Source organism: Asticcacaulis solisilvae (assembly GCF_017875235.1).
Taxonomy (GTDB): Bacteria; Pseudomonadota; Alphaproteobacteria; order Caulobacterales; family Caulobacteraceae; genus Asticcacaulis; species Asticcacaulis solisilvae_A.
Genome location: NZ_JAGGMI010000022.1, coordinates 1 through 15,588, shown reverse-complemented (window position 1 = coordinate 15,588; position 15,588 = coordinate 1). Strand labels below are relative to the sequence as shown.

Below are 15,588 nucleotides of genomic sequence, written 5' to 3'. Positions count from 1 at the left end.
ATTCGACTGAAGTATTGAAAATATGGCCTGACGCGTTCGCGCGTCAGGCCATATGCGTAAGTACGATCGCCAGTGCGGACAGGGTCAGCAAACTGGCCACCGTGCCTTGCGCCACGGTGCGCGCCGCGCCTTCGTACCAGGTGCCGTACATTTTCGTCTGGATGAAGACGCTGACGGCGGTCGGCGTCGCGCTCAGGAAGACGCACACCTTGAAAGTCGCCGGATCGACGCGCAGCAGGGTCATGACGATAGCAACCAGGGCCGGCGCCAGCAATATCTTGCCGGCGATGGCCAGGACGCTGACCGGCTCCGCGCGCACCACCATGCGTGGTTCCATCAGGCCCAACATGCCGCCGAGCGCGACCAATGCCACCGGCGGACCGGATTTGCCTAGTACATCCAGGGCATTTTCGACCGGCGGCAGGAACTGAAAGCCGGCCAGCATCATGATGACGCCGATCAGTCCACCGATGACGGTCGGGTTGCGCGCCGTGTGCATCAGGGCTTCGCGGTGGGTATGTCCCGATGCCTTGGCCAACCCTGCGCAACCCAGACTGAACAGAATCAAAAAATCAGCGGCGACGACAACCGGGCCGGTATGGATGGCTTCGGTGCCGAACAGGCTGAGCGCGATCGGGATGCCTAAGAAGGCCGAATTGTTGATATAGGCCGCCATGCCGGCGGCAGTCGCGGCTTCGGACGGCGCCTTGATCAGCCGTGCCACCAGCATGACGACGACGGCGGTGGTAATCATGGCGGCGACATAGCCGCCAACCGTACCGGCCAGGGCGGGGCTGATGGCCGGCAGGCGCGCAAAGCTGACCATCAGCCAGCTTGGGAAACCGATCCAGTAGAAATAAGCGCTCAGTCCGTCCAGCCCCTGCGCGTTCAGCCGCTTGAACCGGACAAGCAGGACGCCCAGGCCGATAAAGGCAAAGAAGACGAGGACGCGGATAAGAGTATCGAGCATCCCGCCGTTCTAGCTTTGGTTGGATAAGTTACAAGCCTTAATGCGCAGGCGCGGCTGCTGCCGACATCGACGCGGCGGCTTCGGCGGCCTTTTCGGCTTCGATTTCGCCGGGCTTGGGCAGGCCAATATGAGTCACTTCCCAGCTCATCAAGCCTTTGCGCTCAAAGGTGAAGATGGTCGTGCCGCGCTCGGCGTCCTTGACCGTCAGGCGCGAGCGGTCGAGGCTGAAGAAGGCGATGCTGGGCATGGGCGGCTTGGCGACGGCGGAGGTATCATAGATCGGGGCGTCCTTGCCGGCGCCATAGGTCAAGGCCAGGATGGCGCTCGGCTTGAGGTACAGTTCAACATCGACCGGCGGCTTGACCGGACCCTTTGCGGCCTTGGGATTGACCAGGCCATCCCACGCCTTGCCGATGCTGTCACCGATATCCTTGACGGCCTTGCCGGCGGCGCCCGCCGGATCGTCGATCGCCGACGGCGGCGGAGCGGAAACGCCCTTGTCGCCAGCTTCGAGCTGCGCCTTCAGGCTGGTGCGCACAGAGGTGAAGTTGATCAGCTTGGCCAAGGCCTCGACATCTTCGGCGCGCGCGGAACTGCGCACATCATAGAAGGCGATGAGCGGTGAGGCGTAGAACAGGCCAGCGCCGCCGACCAGAACGATAGCCAGGAAAATCGCTAGAACGCGCCCCACGGAAACACCCCTCGAAAGTTCTTGTTAACCAATCCTAACACGGCTCAAGGCGTTGAAACAGGACTATTTGCCCTGCCACAGTTCCGGACGCGCCGAGATGTAGTCGATATACATCTTCGCGATGGCCGCATCGTCGCGTGTATTGGGGTGATAACAACTGCCGCCCTTGGTCTCCGGAATGGTGGCGTAACCGATACGCGTGTCGCCCGAAGCCTTGATCGCCTCGTAAACCTCGCGCGTGCCGTCGGTGTAGTCGCCGCGGCCATCCGCCACCGCCACGATCAGAAAGGCCCTCGGGTTCTTGGCTCGCAGGTTTTTGACGAAGGCCGTGTAAGTCTTGACATAATCGGCCTTGAGTTCCGCCTGGCTCTTCCACGGCTCACCAGTCTTGACCGGCGTCGAAAAGTCGTTGCCCCCGATACCGGTAATGATGATCTGCGGTGTCCATGGCGACGAATCGGCCTGAATCTCGTCATAGATCGCGCGTGGATAAAGCATCGGCATGCGGTACTTCGGGTGCTCGAAGCCGCCGTAATTGCGCACCATACCTAGGCCCGAAAACGCATTGACGCGGTAAGCCGCCTTGAAATGCTTGGCGATCAGCGGCCCGAAGCCCTGCTGCGTGTCGGTGGTCTCAAACACCTCTTCCGGTGTGCAATCATTATAGGGCGAGGTATTGCCATAGCCGACGGTCAGCGAATCGCCGATGAACTCGATCTGGCGCGCATAGGCCGGGGCGGGCAGGGCGGCCGCCTTTTCCGGCACGAAGAAGCCTTCGAAGCGGCCGGTGGCGTATTGTGTTTCGGAGCGCTTTTCCAGCCGGACCGTGTGTTCGCCAGCGCCCAGGTGATCGAGGCGGTGCTCCGTCTTGCCCGGCTTTTTCACGATGGCGACGATGCGGCCATCGACCACGATATTCAGGTTGTTGCTTGGGTCGTCGAACTTCAGTGTGACCGTATCACCGGTAAAGCGGCTTTCGAAATAGACCGCCGGCCATTGATAGCTCCAGCCCGTGGCGTCCTTCAGCGTCCGGCCGCCGATATGCATGTCGAGCCGCGTATCGGCAAGCGCGGGCGAAGCGAGGACGGCGGCAAGCGCGATGAATTTCCACATGGCGGGACTCCCTGTCTGGAAGGGATGTAAGCGGTAAAGACGTAAGAAGACAAGAGCCTCCGGCGGCCGGGGTCGTAACGACCAAAAGCGCATCCCCAAACGTGCGAAGCGGTTTTTGGGGACAGATGCGCGTCGGAAATGCCCCTAGATCGGTATGATTTTAAGTGGAAACATCATGCCGATCTAAGTTTTTGTTTTGTCGCGATATTTAAGGCGAAAACCCCAAAGACGCTTCTTGGCACTTTTCGCCATATCGCTCTAGACTTGACGGGTGAGTAAGCCGTGCACGTATTTCAGTTTCGCTTGAATCGCGGGGGTTAGAATAAAGGGGTACAGGTCGCGCTCGCCCATCGAATGGTGGATTGAATTGAGCGCGACGCTCAAAGGAATCCACACCTCGGCGATCTGGTCGAAATCGAGGATGGTATAGGGATCGAAGGCCGCGTGCGCCCGCAGTTCCGAATGGCTGGGGGGCGCCAGCGCGATGCCATAGATGTGGGCGGTTTCCAGCGAATCGACGATGTGCAGCACATGCGCGAAGCATTCGGCGAAGTCTTCCCACGGATGTGTCGTCGCGTAATAGCTGATGAAGGTTTCGCCCCACAAAGGCGGCGGACCTTCCTTATAGTGCTTGTCCAGCGCTTCGCCGTAATCGGCCCGTTCGTCGCCGAATACCGCCCGAAAGCTGTCGAGCTTACCGGCATCGCGCACCATCCTATTCCAGATGAAGTGGCCGCATTCGTGGCGGAAATGACCAAGCAGGGTGCGATAAGGCTCATTCATCATGGCGCGCTGCTGTTCACGCGTTGGATCATCGGCCTCGGCGGTGCGGATGACGATATGGCCTTCGTCGTGGCCGATGAGCACCGGCTGGCACGATCCGTCCGGCAGGATCTCGTCGTCCTTCAAATCGAAGAGCAGGCCACCCTCAGGATCTTCGGCGCGCGTCGGCCGCGGCAGATCCCAGCGCAGAAACGAGTAGAATAATAGCCGCTGGGCATCGGCGATTCGCCGCCACCGCCGGAGGCCATTCTCTGTCGCCGGATCGGGCACTAGGCCGTTATGCCGGCAGGCGACGCAGTAATCCTCCTGGCTTTCCGCCGGGACCATCCAGTTGCACAGGTCCCATTTTTCGTTGGCGCAGAAGCGATAGACAAACTGTTGCTGATCCAGCCGGCGCCAGCGCTTGCCATCGGCGTCCAACTGGACCGTGTGAACGGCCAGGGCTTCCGGGACGAAGGCCAGACGGAACCCGCAACTGACGCACGACCGGTTTTCGAAATAGACGGCGTTGCCGCAATTGTCGCATCGGAAAAGGCGCATGGGCTCCCTGCTTGCCAGAAAACGCGTCTCTCAATGCCGCGCTCAGGGGTAAGGAATCGATGTGTAGGAGAAGGTCGCTCTAAAAAGACTTACTTCTCTGTCTCGTCGCGCTTCAATCCATAACTGCTTTACAATTTTGGGAAAGGACTAGAGCGATATGCCAAAAAGTGTGCAGCGGTTCTTGGCTAAATATCGCGACAAAACAAAAACCTAGAGCATGATGGCGGTCGACTTAAACGCATCATGCTCTAGCGGCCATGCCAGATATCCGGCTGGCTATCCAGGAAGGTGACGAGACTGGCCGATATCTTAAGGTCGTCGGCCGTCGATGGATGCCAGTCGCAGCCTTCGAAGGTCAGGCCGTTCATGGGGATAAAGGCGATGCGGGTTTCACCTGCGGCCTTGAGCCCGGTCAGGACCTTTTTGACCTGGGCCTGGATTTCGCCGTTGGCCTGGTCGGTCGCCATCAGGACGAAATAGGCATCGGGATTGGCGGCGCGCAAGGATTGGACGAAGCCGATATAGTTCGAGACGTAATCCTTTTGCAGTTCGTCACGCGTCTTCCACTTTTCGCCTGGATTGAGCGGTGTTGAAAAATCGTTGGTGCCGAGCCCGATCACCACAATCTGCGGCGCCCAGTCGTCGGAAGCGGCGTCAGTGTCGGGAATCGCGCCGCTGTCGAGATTGACGATGTTCGGATAGGCCTGGGGCAGGGTAAGGCCCGTGCTGCCATTATAGTTGCGCACGATGCCACGGCCGGAAATGGCATTGACGCGGTAATCGGCATTGAAATGCTTGGCCGTCAGCGGCCCGAAAGCCAGTTGCGTCTGCGTCGTCGCCCATACCCCATCCCCCGGGCATTCGCGCTTTGGCGAGGTGTTGCCGTAACCGACGGTATAGGAATCACCGATGAACTCGATCTGGCGCGCGCGCGGCTTGAGGCTCAGGACTTCAGCCGAGTCGGGCACGAAGATGCCGCTGAACTGCGCCGACGTCCACGCCGCCTCGGTGCGCTTTTCGACGCGGATGCTGTGTTCGCTGTCGGTCAGGCCGGTGAATTCGATCTGGCCGTCGCCAGGCTTGGAAATTGTGCGAACCAGTTGATCGTCGATGAAGATGTCGAGGATATTGGCGCTGTCCTTGACGCGGACAGCGGCGCCGGTGCCACGGAAGCGGCCTTCGAAATAGATACCGGGCCATTGGTGGACATAGCCCTTGCCGTCTTCCGCCGGCGCCACACGGCCCCCGATGTGCAGGGGCAGCGCCTTTTCAGCGAAGGCGGGAGAGGCGGCGGCCATCAGGGCCAGCGCCAGAATCAGCGAATTACGCAAGGGGTTTCTATCCTGTAGGTTGTACGCAACTATCCCAGCGAACCTAGCCGCGGTCAATGTCGGATATGTGACAGTCTATTTACCCTGCCACAGGTCTGGATGTGTCTTGAAATAGCCAGTCAACTGCTCGGAAATGCGCTTGTGGTCGTTGCTGTCCAGATGCCAGTCGCAGCCATTGAGCGTAAAGCCATCGAGACCGATCGTATCGAGCCGTGTCTCGCCGGAAGCCTTCAACTGAGCGGCGACCTTTTCGACTTCTTCTGCGACTGTCGGGCCTTCGTACTTGGTCAGCAGGAAGAAGGCCTGCGGGTGCTTGGCGCGCAGCGTTTTGACGAAGGCGACAAAGGAGGCTTCGTAGTCGGCCTTGAGCGCGGCCTCGTCCTTCCACTTTTCGCCAGGCTTTACCGGCGTCGAGAAGTCATTACCGCCCAGGCCGATGACAATGATCTGAGGCTTCCAGCTGTCGTCCTTATATTCATCCTTCTTGTCGAACAGGATGTAGGGATGCAGCGCCGGCAGGGGATCGCCGGCAAAGCCGTCATAGTTGCGCACGATGCCCCGGCCGGAAAAGGCATTGATCTGATAATCGGCGTCAAATGCCTTTGCTGTCAAAGGGCCGTAGGCCTGCGAGGTATCGGTGGTGTCGTGCAGTTCATCGGGCGTGCACTGTTTTTTGCCTGACATGTTGCCGTAACCGACCGTGTAGGAATCGCCGATGAATTCGATCTGGCGTGGACGCGGCTTGATTGCCAGGAACCGACCGTCTTTGACGCTGAAACCGTTGAACGATCCGCGTTCAGACTGGCTTTCGGTCAGCTTTTCCAGCCGGATGAGATGTGCACCGGCACCAAGGCCTTTGACGGTGATGGAGGTCTTCCCTGGACGGGCGTAGGTTTGGCGTGTCTGGCCATCGACATATAGCCGGTAGATATTGTGCGTGTCGTCAAAACTCAGATCGACACTGTCGCCTTCGATGCGTGTTTCGAAATAGACCCCAGGCCATTGGTGCGTGTGTTCGGTCTTGCTGCTGTGGACGGGCGTGCCTGGAGACGGCGAACCGTATTCACCACGGGTAAAGACGCGGCCGCCGATATTCACATGTGCACCGTCTTCGTTGGGGAGCGTCTTCTCTGCAGCGGCAGCGGGCATTGCTAGGGCAAGCAGGCTTAGGACAGCAAGACTCGAAGCAAAAGCGGCAGCGCGCATCGGGTGTTTCCTCAAGGTATTATATTGGTACGACGACTATCACCGCGAATATTGCGACCGTCAATGTCGCCAGAAGGTCATTTTTTGTCGCCACCCACCCACGAAAAAGCCGCCCGCGAACGGACGGCTTTTCAAACCTCTACGAGGGGAGTGCATGAGGGGAGCTTGCTCCCCTCATGATTTTAAGAAAGCGCCTTGCTCAGGTTCTCGCTGATCTTGTCGAGGAAGCCCTCGGTCGTCAGCCAGCTCTGGTTCGGACCAACCAGCAGCGCCAGGTCCTTGGTCATGAAGCCAGCTTCGACGGTGTCGATGCAGACCTTTTCCAGCGTTTCGGCAAAGCGCGCCAGCTCGGCATTGTCGTCCAGCTTGGCGCGGTGCGCCAGGCCTTGCGTCCAGGCGAAGATCGAAGCCATCGAGTTGGTCGAGGTCGATTCGCCCTTCTGGTGCTGACGATAGTGGCGGGTAACCGTGCCGTGGGCGGCTTCGGCTTCCATGACCTTGCCGTCCGGCGTGACCAGGGCCGAGGTCATCAGGCCCAGCGAACCATAGCCCTGCGCGACCGTGTCCGACTGGACGTCGCCGTCGTAGTTCTTGCACGCCCAGACGAAACCGCCGGACCACTTCAGCGCCGAAGCGACCATGTCGTCGATCAGGCGGTGCTCGTAGGTGAGGCCCAGTTCCTTGAACTTCGCGGCGTATTCGGCGTCGAAAATCTCTTGGAAGATGTCCTTGAAGCGGCCGTCATAGGCCTTCAGGATGGTGTTCTTGGTCGACAGGTAGACCGGATAGTTGCGCTTGATGCCGTATTCGAACGAGGCGCGAGCGAAGTCGCGGATCGATTCGTCGAGGTTATACATGCCCATGGCGACGCCGGGGCCAGGCGACTTGAAGACTTCGTGCTCGATCACCTGACCATCGTCGCCGACGAACTTGATCGAGAGCGTGCCCTTGCCCGGCATCAGGAAGTCGGTGGCCTTGTACTGGTCGCCAAAGGCGTGACGGCCGACGACGATAGGCTGGGTCCAGCCCGGAACCAGGCGCGGGACGTTCTTGCAGATGATCGGCTCGCGGAACACGACGCCGCCCAGGATGTTGCGGATGGTGCCGTTGGGCGACTTCCACATCTTCTTGAGATTGAATTCCTTCACGCGGGCTTCGTCCGGCGTGATGGTGGCGCACTTGACGCCGACGCCGCAGGCCTTGATGGCGTTGGCGGCATCGATGGTGACCTGGTCGTCGGTGGCGTCGCGGTGTTCCATGCCGAGATCGAAATATTGCAGTTCGATGTCGAGATACGGGTGGATCAGCTTGTCCTTGATAAGCTGCCAGATGATGCGGGTCATTTCATCGCCGTCGATGTCGACGACGGGGTTTGCCACCTTGATTTTGGCCATGCGAGTGTCCTCTCTCAAACGAAGCGCACGTGAGGCGACACACAGGATCGCACTCGGCGCTGACGGCCACCGCTATAGACGAAATGACATCGGGCGCAAACTGGATTAATGCGTGTGCCTGGCGGGACCGGGAGATGCGAAATGAACGGCGAGATCGCGCAGCTTGTCGCGCTGACCTGTCACGGTAATGCCGTGTTGCGCGACATGCGCGGGGAGCGGTTCTTTCCTGGCAATTCGACCTGCCGTTTCGCCGAGTACGTCGCATTCCGGGACGCCGAAAGTGACAAGACGCTGACGGCGACGCCCGACCTGTGGTTTGACTGGATACGGCAGCAACAGGCGAAAGGGCTGCTGCTGCACCAGGCGTCCTTGGACGATAACCGGATGACCGCGGGATTTGCCGGCGGTGGGGGCATATGGGCGATCGAAGCGGTCATGGCCGACGGCACCAGCGATGTCTGGACATCGGAATGGGATATCGGCGATCCGTCAGCGCCCGACGGCCGTATCTGGCGTGTCGATTATTTCCGCCATGCTGGCGCGCCAACCCGGCCGCACGGTATGCGCAACCTGTCCGTCGTCGTGGCGGACTTTGAAACAGCGTTGCGTGACATCCGCGCGTTTTCGATCCGGCATAGCGGCAATGAGGGCTTTACCAGTTGTTTTGACAGTGGACTCGAAGCTTTGAACAACGCGGATCGTCATCCCGGCTACCATCAGGACCTCTATCCGCCGCATACGCTTTCGCAGAAGGCGCGGGGCCTGCTGAGCGCTGCGTCCGCGGCCTGGGTGTTTGGCGGCATGGGCTCGTGGAACGACCAGGGCTTCGATGGTGACGAGCAGGTCGAGTACGACCGGGTTTCGGCAGCGCTCTACACGATTATCAATGAAGCCATCGCCGTGGCTGCGTCCAGCGCGTGGCCGGGCAGCGGGATCGCCGATTAGGTCTCATCCAGCACATCGCCTAATGCGTCCAGCCGTTTTTGCCACAAGGGGCGGCGCGCCTTCGACCAGGCATCGAGAATATCGAAACCTTTTGTATCAAGCCGGCAGGAGCGGACGCGGCCGTTTTTCTCGGTCTTGACCAGGCCGGCGGCTTCCAGGATTGCCAGATGCTGCGCCACCGCCGTCAGGGTCATGTCGTAGGGCGCAGCCAGGGCTGAGACCGACATGGCCGTGTCGGTCAGACGTTCGACCATGTCGCGGCGCGTGGCGTCGCCCAATGCTTGCAGGACTTTATTCGCGTCCGTCATCGATCGCCATTCAGCACGGCGGCAAGCTGGCCCAGCAATTGTTGCCATCCGTCCTTGCGCATTTCCGGACCATCCGCGTTCTCGAAATAGGCGCCATGGTGCGTACAGATAAGGCGTGTGCCGTCGCCGTCTTCTTCGAACTCGAACGTTACCAGCGAAGCCGAGAAGGGGGTGCCGTTCATCATCATGTTCGATCCTGAGGCAATGCGGCGTTCGGGAACGATGTCGAGATAAAGGCCTTCGGAGGTAATGACGGCGCCTGGAAACGGCGTCGAAGCGTCCATGACCCAGCGTGAGCTTTCACTGCCGCCCAGGCGGAAGTCGTTGTCATAGCTGCCATCGGCGGTGGGATGGCTGAACCAGCGGGCTTTTATGGCTGTATCGGAAAAAGCGGTGAACACCTTGGCGACGGGGTGCGGATAGGTGGTTTCGGTGATGAAGGTGGCGTGAACGGCAGGCATGGAATTCTTCCTTACAATGGTGAAGTTTAAAATTCAGTATTTCTTTCTGTTTAAATAGTCAAGTTTAAACTTGTGTATTTTGGCAAGTCTCTTCCTGCCTTCACTTCTCCCCGCGTGCGGGGAGAAGGTGGTCCGAAGGACCGGATGGGGGCAAACAGTGTTTCCGCGCATGCCGCTCTGTCCGATTGCCCCTCACCCTAACCCTCTCCCCGCAAGCGGGGAGAGGGGATTAAGTGCGATCGTTTCGCAGCCTCTTCCCTGCCAACACTGCTTCCCCTATAAGCCGCGCCATGAAAGATGCCCGTCCTGCGCCGCCGCTCGATCCGAACCTGACCCTGCCGTGTGTAATCCTTGACCGGCCGCAGCTCGCCGACAATATTGGCTCGGTCGCCCGCGTCATGGCCAATTTCGGCCTGCAGGAGCTGCGTCTGGTGGCGCCGCGCGACGGCTGGCCACAGGAACGCGCCTGGGCGACCTCGTCGGGCGCCAACTGGCCGCTGGATGGCGCGCAGATCTTCCCGACCCTGGCCGACGCCATTGCTGATCTCAAGACGGTCTACGCCACGACGGCGCGGCCGCGCGAAACCCACCTGCCGATCATCACGCCGCGCCAGTGCGCCGACCAGGCCTATGCCGAGGCGCAGACGCACATGAAAGCCGGTTTGCTGTTCGGCGCCGAACGGGCAGGGCTGGAAACCAGCGACATCGCGCTGTCTCACGCCATCGTCACCATCCCGGTCGATCCGCACTTCCATTCGCTCAACCTGGCCCAAGCGGTGAACATCGTCCTTTATGAGTGGCGCCTGAAGGTCATGGACGCTCCCAAGGCCGCCTTCACGCAGAATATGGACGAGCCGGCGGACCTGAAACACCTGCATGGGCTTTACGGCCATCTCGAGGACGAACTGGAAAAGGCCGGCTTCTTCTTCCCGCCGGAAAAGAAGGAGTCGATGGTGCGCAACCTGCGCGTGGCGCTGAACCGCGCACGCATGACAGAGCAGGAGATCCGCACCTGGCGCGGCGTCGTCACCGCCCTGACCAAGGGGCGTGGTCGGGTCCTCGCTAAGCTGGCGAAGGAAAAAGGCGAGGGCGAGTAGCGCTTTTTCTCCTCCCTACGCTTGCGTGGGGAGGTGGCGAGCCTGTCTCGCCGGAGGGGTGCAGCGGTCAGAAAATACCACTCCGTCACCTTCGCTTCGCTCGCTGACACCTCCCCATCGCTGCGCGACAGGGAGGAGGAATTAAAACCCCAGCGCCCTAACATCTGGCTCGATCCATTCGCGGCGGGCCTCAGGCGTGAACAGTCGCTCCTTCGACCAATAGGCCAAGAGCCAGTCCGAGCAGCCAAGCTCCGACGCCATCAGCCGATTGGCCAGGTCATACAGCGGGTGGTCCGCCGCGAACCCAGATGCGAACGCCCTGGCAGCGCGAACCGAAACCTGGGTGATCGTCTCGTGGTAGCCGCTGCTGTCGGTATTCTTCACACCGGTCGCTTCATTATAGGCGCGGATAACGCCGGGTATGATCGACGGCACATCCTCGCGATGCCTGAGCAGCCACAGGGCCAGGGCAAAGTGCGCGGCATGCGTCCATTCCGCTTTCGGCAGGCTCAACCCCAATACGCCTGAGGCAATGCGGTCGATTTCGGTGTCGGTGGTAAAGGTCATAAGGTTCTCCATGGGATAACCCGGACGGCCAAAGAAAAACCCCGCCGGCCGGGCGGGGTTGCAAAGCGGTTGAAGCGATCCTTCAGCCAGCCAAACGCACCCGCGCCGGAAGTTGGCGGGTTTGCTGCTGCTGGGTATGGATCGTCATCGCGGTCATGCGCCGAGGCTTAAGCCCGGGCGCATGACCTGTCAATCTTAGGCCAGACGCTGAGCCTGCTTCAGTCCCGCGATCTGGGTGATGGCAAATACGGTAACCGCCAGGGCTTGCGCCGCGACAAACGCCGTGCCCCAGGCATTCGGACTGACAAGGTCGGTGACCAGAAGGCCGATACTGTCCGCGACCCAGAGCCCATTCAGCGCCACGACCAGCCAGGCCAGCGGCCGCGAGATCTGTGGCCGCGTGCCGATCCAGGCGACGCCCAGCCCATAGGGCACCAGGAACAGGCCGGCATAGAACAGCAGCTCCTGCGGCAGGTTGAGAAAGCCGGACAGAAGGCCCGCGCCTCCCGCCAGCAGCAGGCCCATGGCGGCGCTGGCCATGGCATCGGCGATCAGGGCGAATTTCAACAGATTGGACGCGAACATGAGCACATCTCCTTTGGCTCGTTGGATGATGGCCGATGATCCCGCAAGCCGGGCGGCATGTCGATTAAGCGGGAGGTAATTGAAACGCCGTGGCGCACGCTCTAAGCCTGACAATGAGGAGCAAGACATGACCGCGACCCACGCATTCGGCGAACTGTTGAAAGACTGGCGGGCACGCCGGCGCATGAGCCAGCTCGACCTGGCGCTCGACGCCGAAATTTCACAGAAGCATTTGAGCTTTATCGAGACAGGCCGGTCGGTCCCCAGCCGCGACATGGTCATCCGCCTGTCCGAAGTGCTGGACATGCCGTTGCGCGAACGCAACCGGCTGCTCAACGCGGCAGGCTATGCCGCCATGTACCTGGCGCGCAGCCTCGACGACCCGTCGCTGGCGGCGGCGCGCGCGGCAATCGATCAGCTTCTTGACGCGCACGATCCTTATCCGGCGCTGGCGATTGACCCGCATTGGACGCTTATCGCCGCCAACCAAAGCTTGCAAAACCTTCTGGCGGTAGTGGCGGACAAGACCCTGCTGGAACCGCCGATCAATGTGCTGAAGCTGTCGCTGCATCCGGAAGGCTTTGCGCCCTTCATCGCCAATCTCGGCCAGTGGCGGACGCACATCCTGATGCGGCTACGCCACCAGATGCAGGCCTCGGGCGACGGCGCCTTGTCGCAGTTGCTCGCCGACCTCGAAGCCCTGCCCGCGCCGGAGGATAGTGGACATGGCGACTTCGGAGACGTCTATGTGCCTCTGAAGCTGCGCCTGCCGATGGGCGAACTGTCCTTCTTTTCAACCACGACTGTTTTCGGTGCGCCGTTCGACGTCACCCTTTCGGAGATCGCCATCGAAGCCTTCTTTCCAGCGGATGCGGCGACCCAGGCCATTTTGCGCGGCGCCAGCGCCTAAGCCGGGCTTGCCAGCCGCCGTTAACTATGGAAACCTCCGCCGCGCAAAGGGGGCAGCATGGCGGGCACTGAAATTTATTCGCCGAAACCGCATCGCCGGACATGGGCGCTTCTGACCATTCCACTGGTCTGGCTGTTCATCTATGCCGGCGTGTGGCTGTCCGGCCGGGTCGCCGCTGTTTTCGGGCTTAATGTTTCCGCCGCCAGCGGCCGCTGGCAGGATAATCTGGCGGCCCTGTTCGCTTCGGGGCCCGTACTGCTGCTCTTATGGCTGTGGCTGCGCTATTTCGAAGGGCGTCCGCTCTCATCGGTCGGCCTCGGCCCGTGGCAGGGCAGGCGGTTTGGCGCCGGCTTTCTGTCAGGCTTCATTATGGTCGTGGTCGCGGTGGTGGAAATCGGCCTGGTCGCGCAATACGAAATCGTCGGTCCTGGCGCCTGGTACGACCACCTGACGCCGACCTGGCTGCTCGCCAGCGCGCTGGCCATCATCGGCACCCTCCTGCAGGCGACGGTGACCGAGGCCATGTTCCGTGGCTGGATGCTGCAAACCGTAGCGGGACAGTGGGGGGCGGTACTGGCCGTCGCCTTCAACATGGTCGCCTGCCTCGTCATTCAGGGCGGGCCGGGGGTATTGCGTTCGCCCGAAGCGCTGCTCGGCGTCATCAATATCATGTTGATCAGCTGGTATATGTGTCTGCGCGCCATGCGCGAGCAAAGCCTGTGGGGCATATGCGGATTTCACGCCGCGTGGAACCTGACCCTGGGCTGGGGATTCGGGCTGAACGTCGATGGCGGCCGGTTGAATATCACGCCCGCCTTGCTCAAGATCGAGGCGCCGGTGGAGCATGACTGGATCTGGACAGGCGGCGACTTTGGTCCGAACGCCAGCATTATTATGACGAGCATGGCGGTGCTGCTGCTTGCCACCTGTTTCCGCGGCAGGAAAGGCGGATCGGGCAAGCCTGCCCCGGTCCGCGAAAGCTATGAGACGATCATCGATCACTAAAGCATGTCCCGGCAAGCGCCAAAGCAGGTTCCTGACGGTTTGCCGCCAGAGAGGGCTTCAAGCTGAGAACTATCCCCTTGTCTTGCTTCCGCATCGTGCCACTATGGCGGAAACATCCGTGTGGCCGCAGGGCAGGGAGTAAAGATGGCCGGTATCGAACTCTATGCGCCACGTCTGGCGAAGCATCGCCGGACCTGGAGCTTGGCAATCATCGCGTTGGGGATCGTCTTCCTGGCGCTGCAGATTGTGCTTTTGCCGGTTTTCCTGATGACGGCCATCAATTTGGCAGGCATCCGGATCGATCCCCAAAACCTCCAGGCGTCGCTGTTGGCCGTCCTGCCGGAATGGCCGGTATTTGCGTCATCCCTGTTCGCCTGCGCGGTTACGTCCGTGGCGATCTTTCTGTGGGTACGCTTTTTTGAGCGCCGCGGCCTGCAGACAATCGGATTTAACGGGCAGGGGCTGAAGCGTTTTGGGCGGGGCTTTCTCATCGGACTTGGTTTCCTGGGCGCGGTCGTCGGCGGCCTCGCGCTTTTGGGCGGATATCGCATCGAATCGCCGGGCATCTGGGCGGCGCCTTCACTGTCGGCCTTCGTGCCTATCCTGGTGCTGTTGGTCGGCTTCTGCATCCAGGGCAGTGGCGAGGAGATACTGATGCGTGGGTGGCTGATGCAGCTTATCGCTTCGCGCCACGGCATGTACTGGGCCATTGGCGTCAATTCCGTCATCTTCTCTCTCATGCATTCCCTGAACACGCCGCCGACGCCGCAACTGGGGCTCGGCTTGCTGAACATCCTGCTGGTGGGCGTCTTCTTCAGCCTCTACGCCATCCGGGAGCAGTCCTTGTGGGGCGTATGCGGGTGGCACGCGGCGTGGAACTGGATGCTCAGTGGCGGTGTCGGGCTGGAAGTCAGCGGCATGGCGGTAAAGGTCGCGCCGCTTATAGATCTGATCGGAACGAAAGACGCGGCGTGGTGGCTGACCGGCGGCAGCTTTGGTCCCGAGGGGAGTGTGGTCGCGACGGCCGTCCTGCTGACGGGTACGATATGGCTGGCCTGGCAGCTGCGCCGCAATCCGCCAAAAGGCTTTCCGGTCTTGGCTGAATAAGCAGATTGCAGCGTAACGCAATTATATAAGAAATCGGCAAAAAGGTCGTTGACTCCCCGGGGCGGTCTCACTAGAAGCACCACTCCCGGCGACGGCGCTTCCAAGCGGTTTCGACGGGGCCGCGGACAGCGAAACTTTTTCGGAAGAATCGCTTGACGCAAAAAATGGAGCGATTATATACGCCGCTCCGCTGACGAAGCCCTCGGGTTTCTGAAGCACTCCGAGACAAAAAATTCTTTTTAAAAAGAATTGCTTGACACGGAAAATTAAAGCGGTATAAGCGCCGCTCCGCTGATGAAGCTCTTAAGCGTCTGAAGCAAACCGAAGGAAAGAAATTCTTTTTAAAAAGAATTGCTTGACACGGAAAAATTAAGCGGTATAAGCGCCGCTCTCTTCGATAACGAGATAAGGTTGTCGCTCTGGACGGTTTAACCGCCGTTTGGTGATAGAAATTCTTGTGCCGCTCGGCGGTGCATTTTCGGTCTTTGACATTGTAGATATTGGAAAGAGAAACGCAGGCGGCGGTGATCTAGCGGAGATGTTGAGATACATCTCTACACGACTACCAAAGTGTT

Annotated in this window: 17 protein-coding genes; 5 read left to right on the top strand and 12 right to left on the bottom strand. The window is 60.3% G+C overall.

What is annotated here, in order from left to right; genetic code table 11:
* Positions 1-43: 43 nt before the first annotated feature.
* The 7 genes from J2X24_RS21650 to J2X24_RS21620 form a co-directional block, all read right to left on the bottom strand.
* Positions 44-970 carry an AEC family transporter gene (locus J2X24_RS21650; protein ID WP_209726080.1) on the bottom strand — a complete coding sequence of 309 codons (927 nt, stop codon included), beginning with the start codon at positions 968-970 and terminating at the stop codon, positions 44-46.
* Positions 971-1,007: 37 nt separating this feature from the next.
* Positions 1,008-1,661: a DUF2939 domain-containing protein gene (locus J2X24_RS21645; protein ID WP_209726078.1), complete on the bottom strand. Its 654-nt coding sequence runs from the start codon at positions 1,659-1,661 to the stop codon at positions 1,008-1,010.
* A gap of 63 nt (positions 1,662-1,724) precedes the next feature.
* Positions 1,725-2,774: a GDSL-type esterase/lipase family protein gene (locus J2X24_RS21640; RefSeq protein WP_209726076.1), complete on the bottom strand. Its 1,050-nt coding sequence runs from the start codon at positions 2,772-2,774 to the stop codon at positions 1,725-1,727.
* A 258-nt stretch (positions 2,775-3,032) separates the two neighbouring features.
* On the bottom strand, positions 3,033-4,097 hold the full coding sequence (locus J2X24_RS21635) for a zinc-binding metallopeptidase family protein (RefSeq protein ID WP_209726074.1): 1,065 nt from the start codon (positions 4,095-4,097) through the stop codon (positions 3,033-3,035).
* Between the two features lie 248 nt (positions 4,098-4,345).
* Positions 4,346-5,428: an SGNH/GDSL hydrolase family protein gene (locus J2X24_RS21630; protein ID WP_245345027.1), complete on the bottom strand. Its 1,083-nt coding sequence runs from the start codon at positions 5,426-5,428 to the stop codon at positions 4,346-4,348.
* 75 nt (positions 5,429-5,503) lie between these two features.
* Complete coding sequence (locus tag J2X24_RS21625) at positions 5,504-6,634, bottom strand: SGNH/GDSL hydrolase family protein (RefSeq protein ID WP_209726072.1); 1,131 nt, start codon at positions 6,632-6,634, stop codon at positions 5,504-5,506.
* Positions 6,635-6,816: 182 nt separating this feature from the next.
* On the bottom strand, positions 6,817-8,028 hold the full coding sequence (locus J2X24_RS21620; RefSeq protein WP_209726070.1) for an NADP-dependent isocitrate dehydrogenase: 1,212 nt from the start codon (positions 8,026-8,028) through the stop codon (positions 6,817-6,819).
* 141 nt (positions 8,029-8,169) lie between these two features.
* Here J2X24_RS21620 and J2X24_RS21615 point away from each other — a divergent pair, with 141 nt between their 5' ends.
* The gene (locus tag J2X24_RS21615; RefSeq protein WP_209726068.1) at positions 8,170-8,973 is read left to right on the top strand and encodes a hypothetical protein; all 804 of its coding nucleotides are present in this window, start codon (positions 8,170-8,172) and stop codon (positions 8,971-8,973) included.
* Here J2X24_RS21615 and J2X24_RS21610 read toward each other — a convergent pair.
* A complete protein-coding gene (locus J2X24_RS21610) occupies positions 8,970-9,281 on the bottom strand; it encodes an ArsR/SmtB family transcription factor (protein WP_209726066.1) in 312 nt (103 codons plus the stop codon). The genes J2X24_RS21615 and J2X24_RS21610 overlap by 4 nt on opposite strands.
* Positions 9,278-9,742 carry an SRPBCC domain-containing protein gene (locus J2X24_RS21605; protein ID WP_209726064.1) on the bottom strand — a complete coding sequence of 155 codons (465 nt, stop codon included), beginning with the start codon at positions 9,740-9,742 and terminating at the stop codon, positions 9,278-9,280. The genes J2X24_RS21610 and J2X24_RS21605 overlap by 4 nt, the downstream gene beginning before the upstream one ends.
* Before the next feature lie 290 nt (positions 9,743-10,032).
* Here J2X24_RS21605 and J2X24_RS21600 point away from each other — a divergent pair, with 290 nt between their 5' ends.
* The gene (locus J2X24_RS21600; protein WP_209726062.1) at positions 10,033-10,839 is read left to right on the top strand and encodes an RNA methyltransferase; all 807 of its coding nucleotides are present in this window, start codon (positions 10,033-10,035) and stop codon (positions 10,837-10,839) included.
* A 141-nt stretch (positions 10,840-10,980) separates the two neighbouring features.
* On the opposite strand, the gene J2X24_RS21595 is transcribed toward J2X24_RS21600, so the two are convergent.
* Together J2X24_RS21595 and J2X24_RS21590 are read right to left on the bottom strand one after the other, a co-directional pair.
* Positions 10,981-11,406, bottom strand: a complete 426-nt coding sequence (locus J2X24_RS21595) for a hypothetical protein (protein WP_245345026.1) — start codon at positions 11,404-11,406, stop codon at positions 10,981-10,983.
* Between the two features lie 195 nt (positions 11,407-11,601).
* A complete protein-coding gene (locus tag J2X24_RS21590; RefSeq protein WP_209726058.1) occupies positions 11,602-11,991 on the bottom strand; it encodes a hypothetical protein in 390 nt (129 codons plus the stop codon).
* Between the two features lie 127 nt (positions 11,992-12,118).
* Between J2X24_RS21590 and J2X24_RS21585 the strand changes: the two genes are divergently transcribed.
* The 3 genes from J2X24_RS21585 (at position 12,119) to J2X24_RS21575 (ending at position 15,013) form a co-directional block, all read left to right on the top strand.
* Entirely contained in the window at positions 12,119-12,901 is a 783-nt protein-coding gene (locus tag J2X24_RS21585; RefSeq protein ID WP_209726056.1) for a helix-turn-helix transcriptional regulator, read from the top strand.
* A 57-nt stretch (positions 12,902-12,958) separates the two neighbouring features.
* On the top strand, positions 12,959-13,906 hold the full coding sequence (locus J2X24_RS21580) for a CPBP family intramembrane glutamic endopeptidase (RefSeq protein ID WP_209726054.1): 948 nt from the start codon (positions 12,959-12,961) through the stop codon (positions 13,904-13,906).
* Positions 13,907-14,050: 144 nt separating this feature from the next.
* On the top strand, positions 14,051-15,013 hold the full coding sequence (locus tag J2X24_RS21575) for a CPBP family intramembrane glutamic endopeptidase (protein WP_209726052.1): 963 nt from the start codon (positions 14,051-14,053) through the stop codon (positions 15,011-15,013).
* A 369-nt stretch (positions 15,014-15,382) separates the two neighbouring features.
* Here the strand turns inward: J2X24_RS21575 and J2X24_RS21570 are convergent.
* Positions 15,383-15,588 (bottom strand): hypothetical protein (locus J2X24_RS21570; RefSeq protein WP_209726050.1); only part of this gene is annotated, 206 nt, incomplete at its 5' end.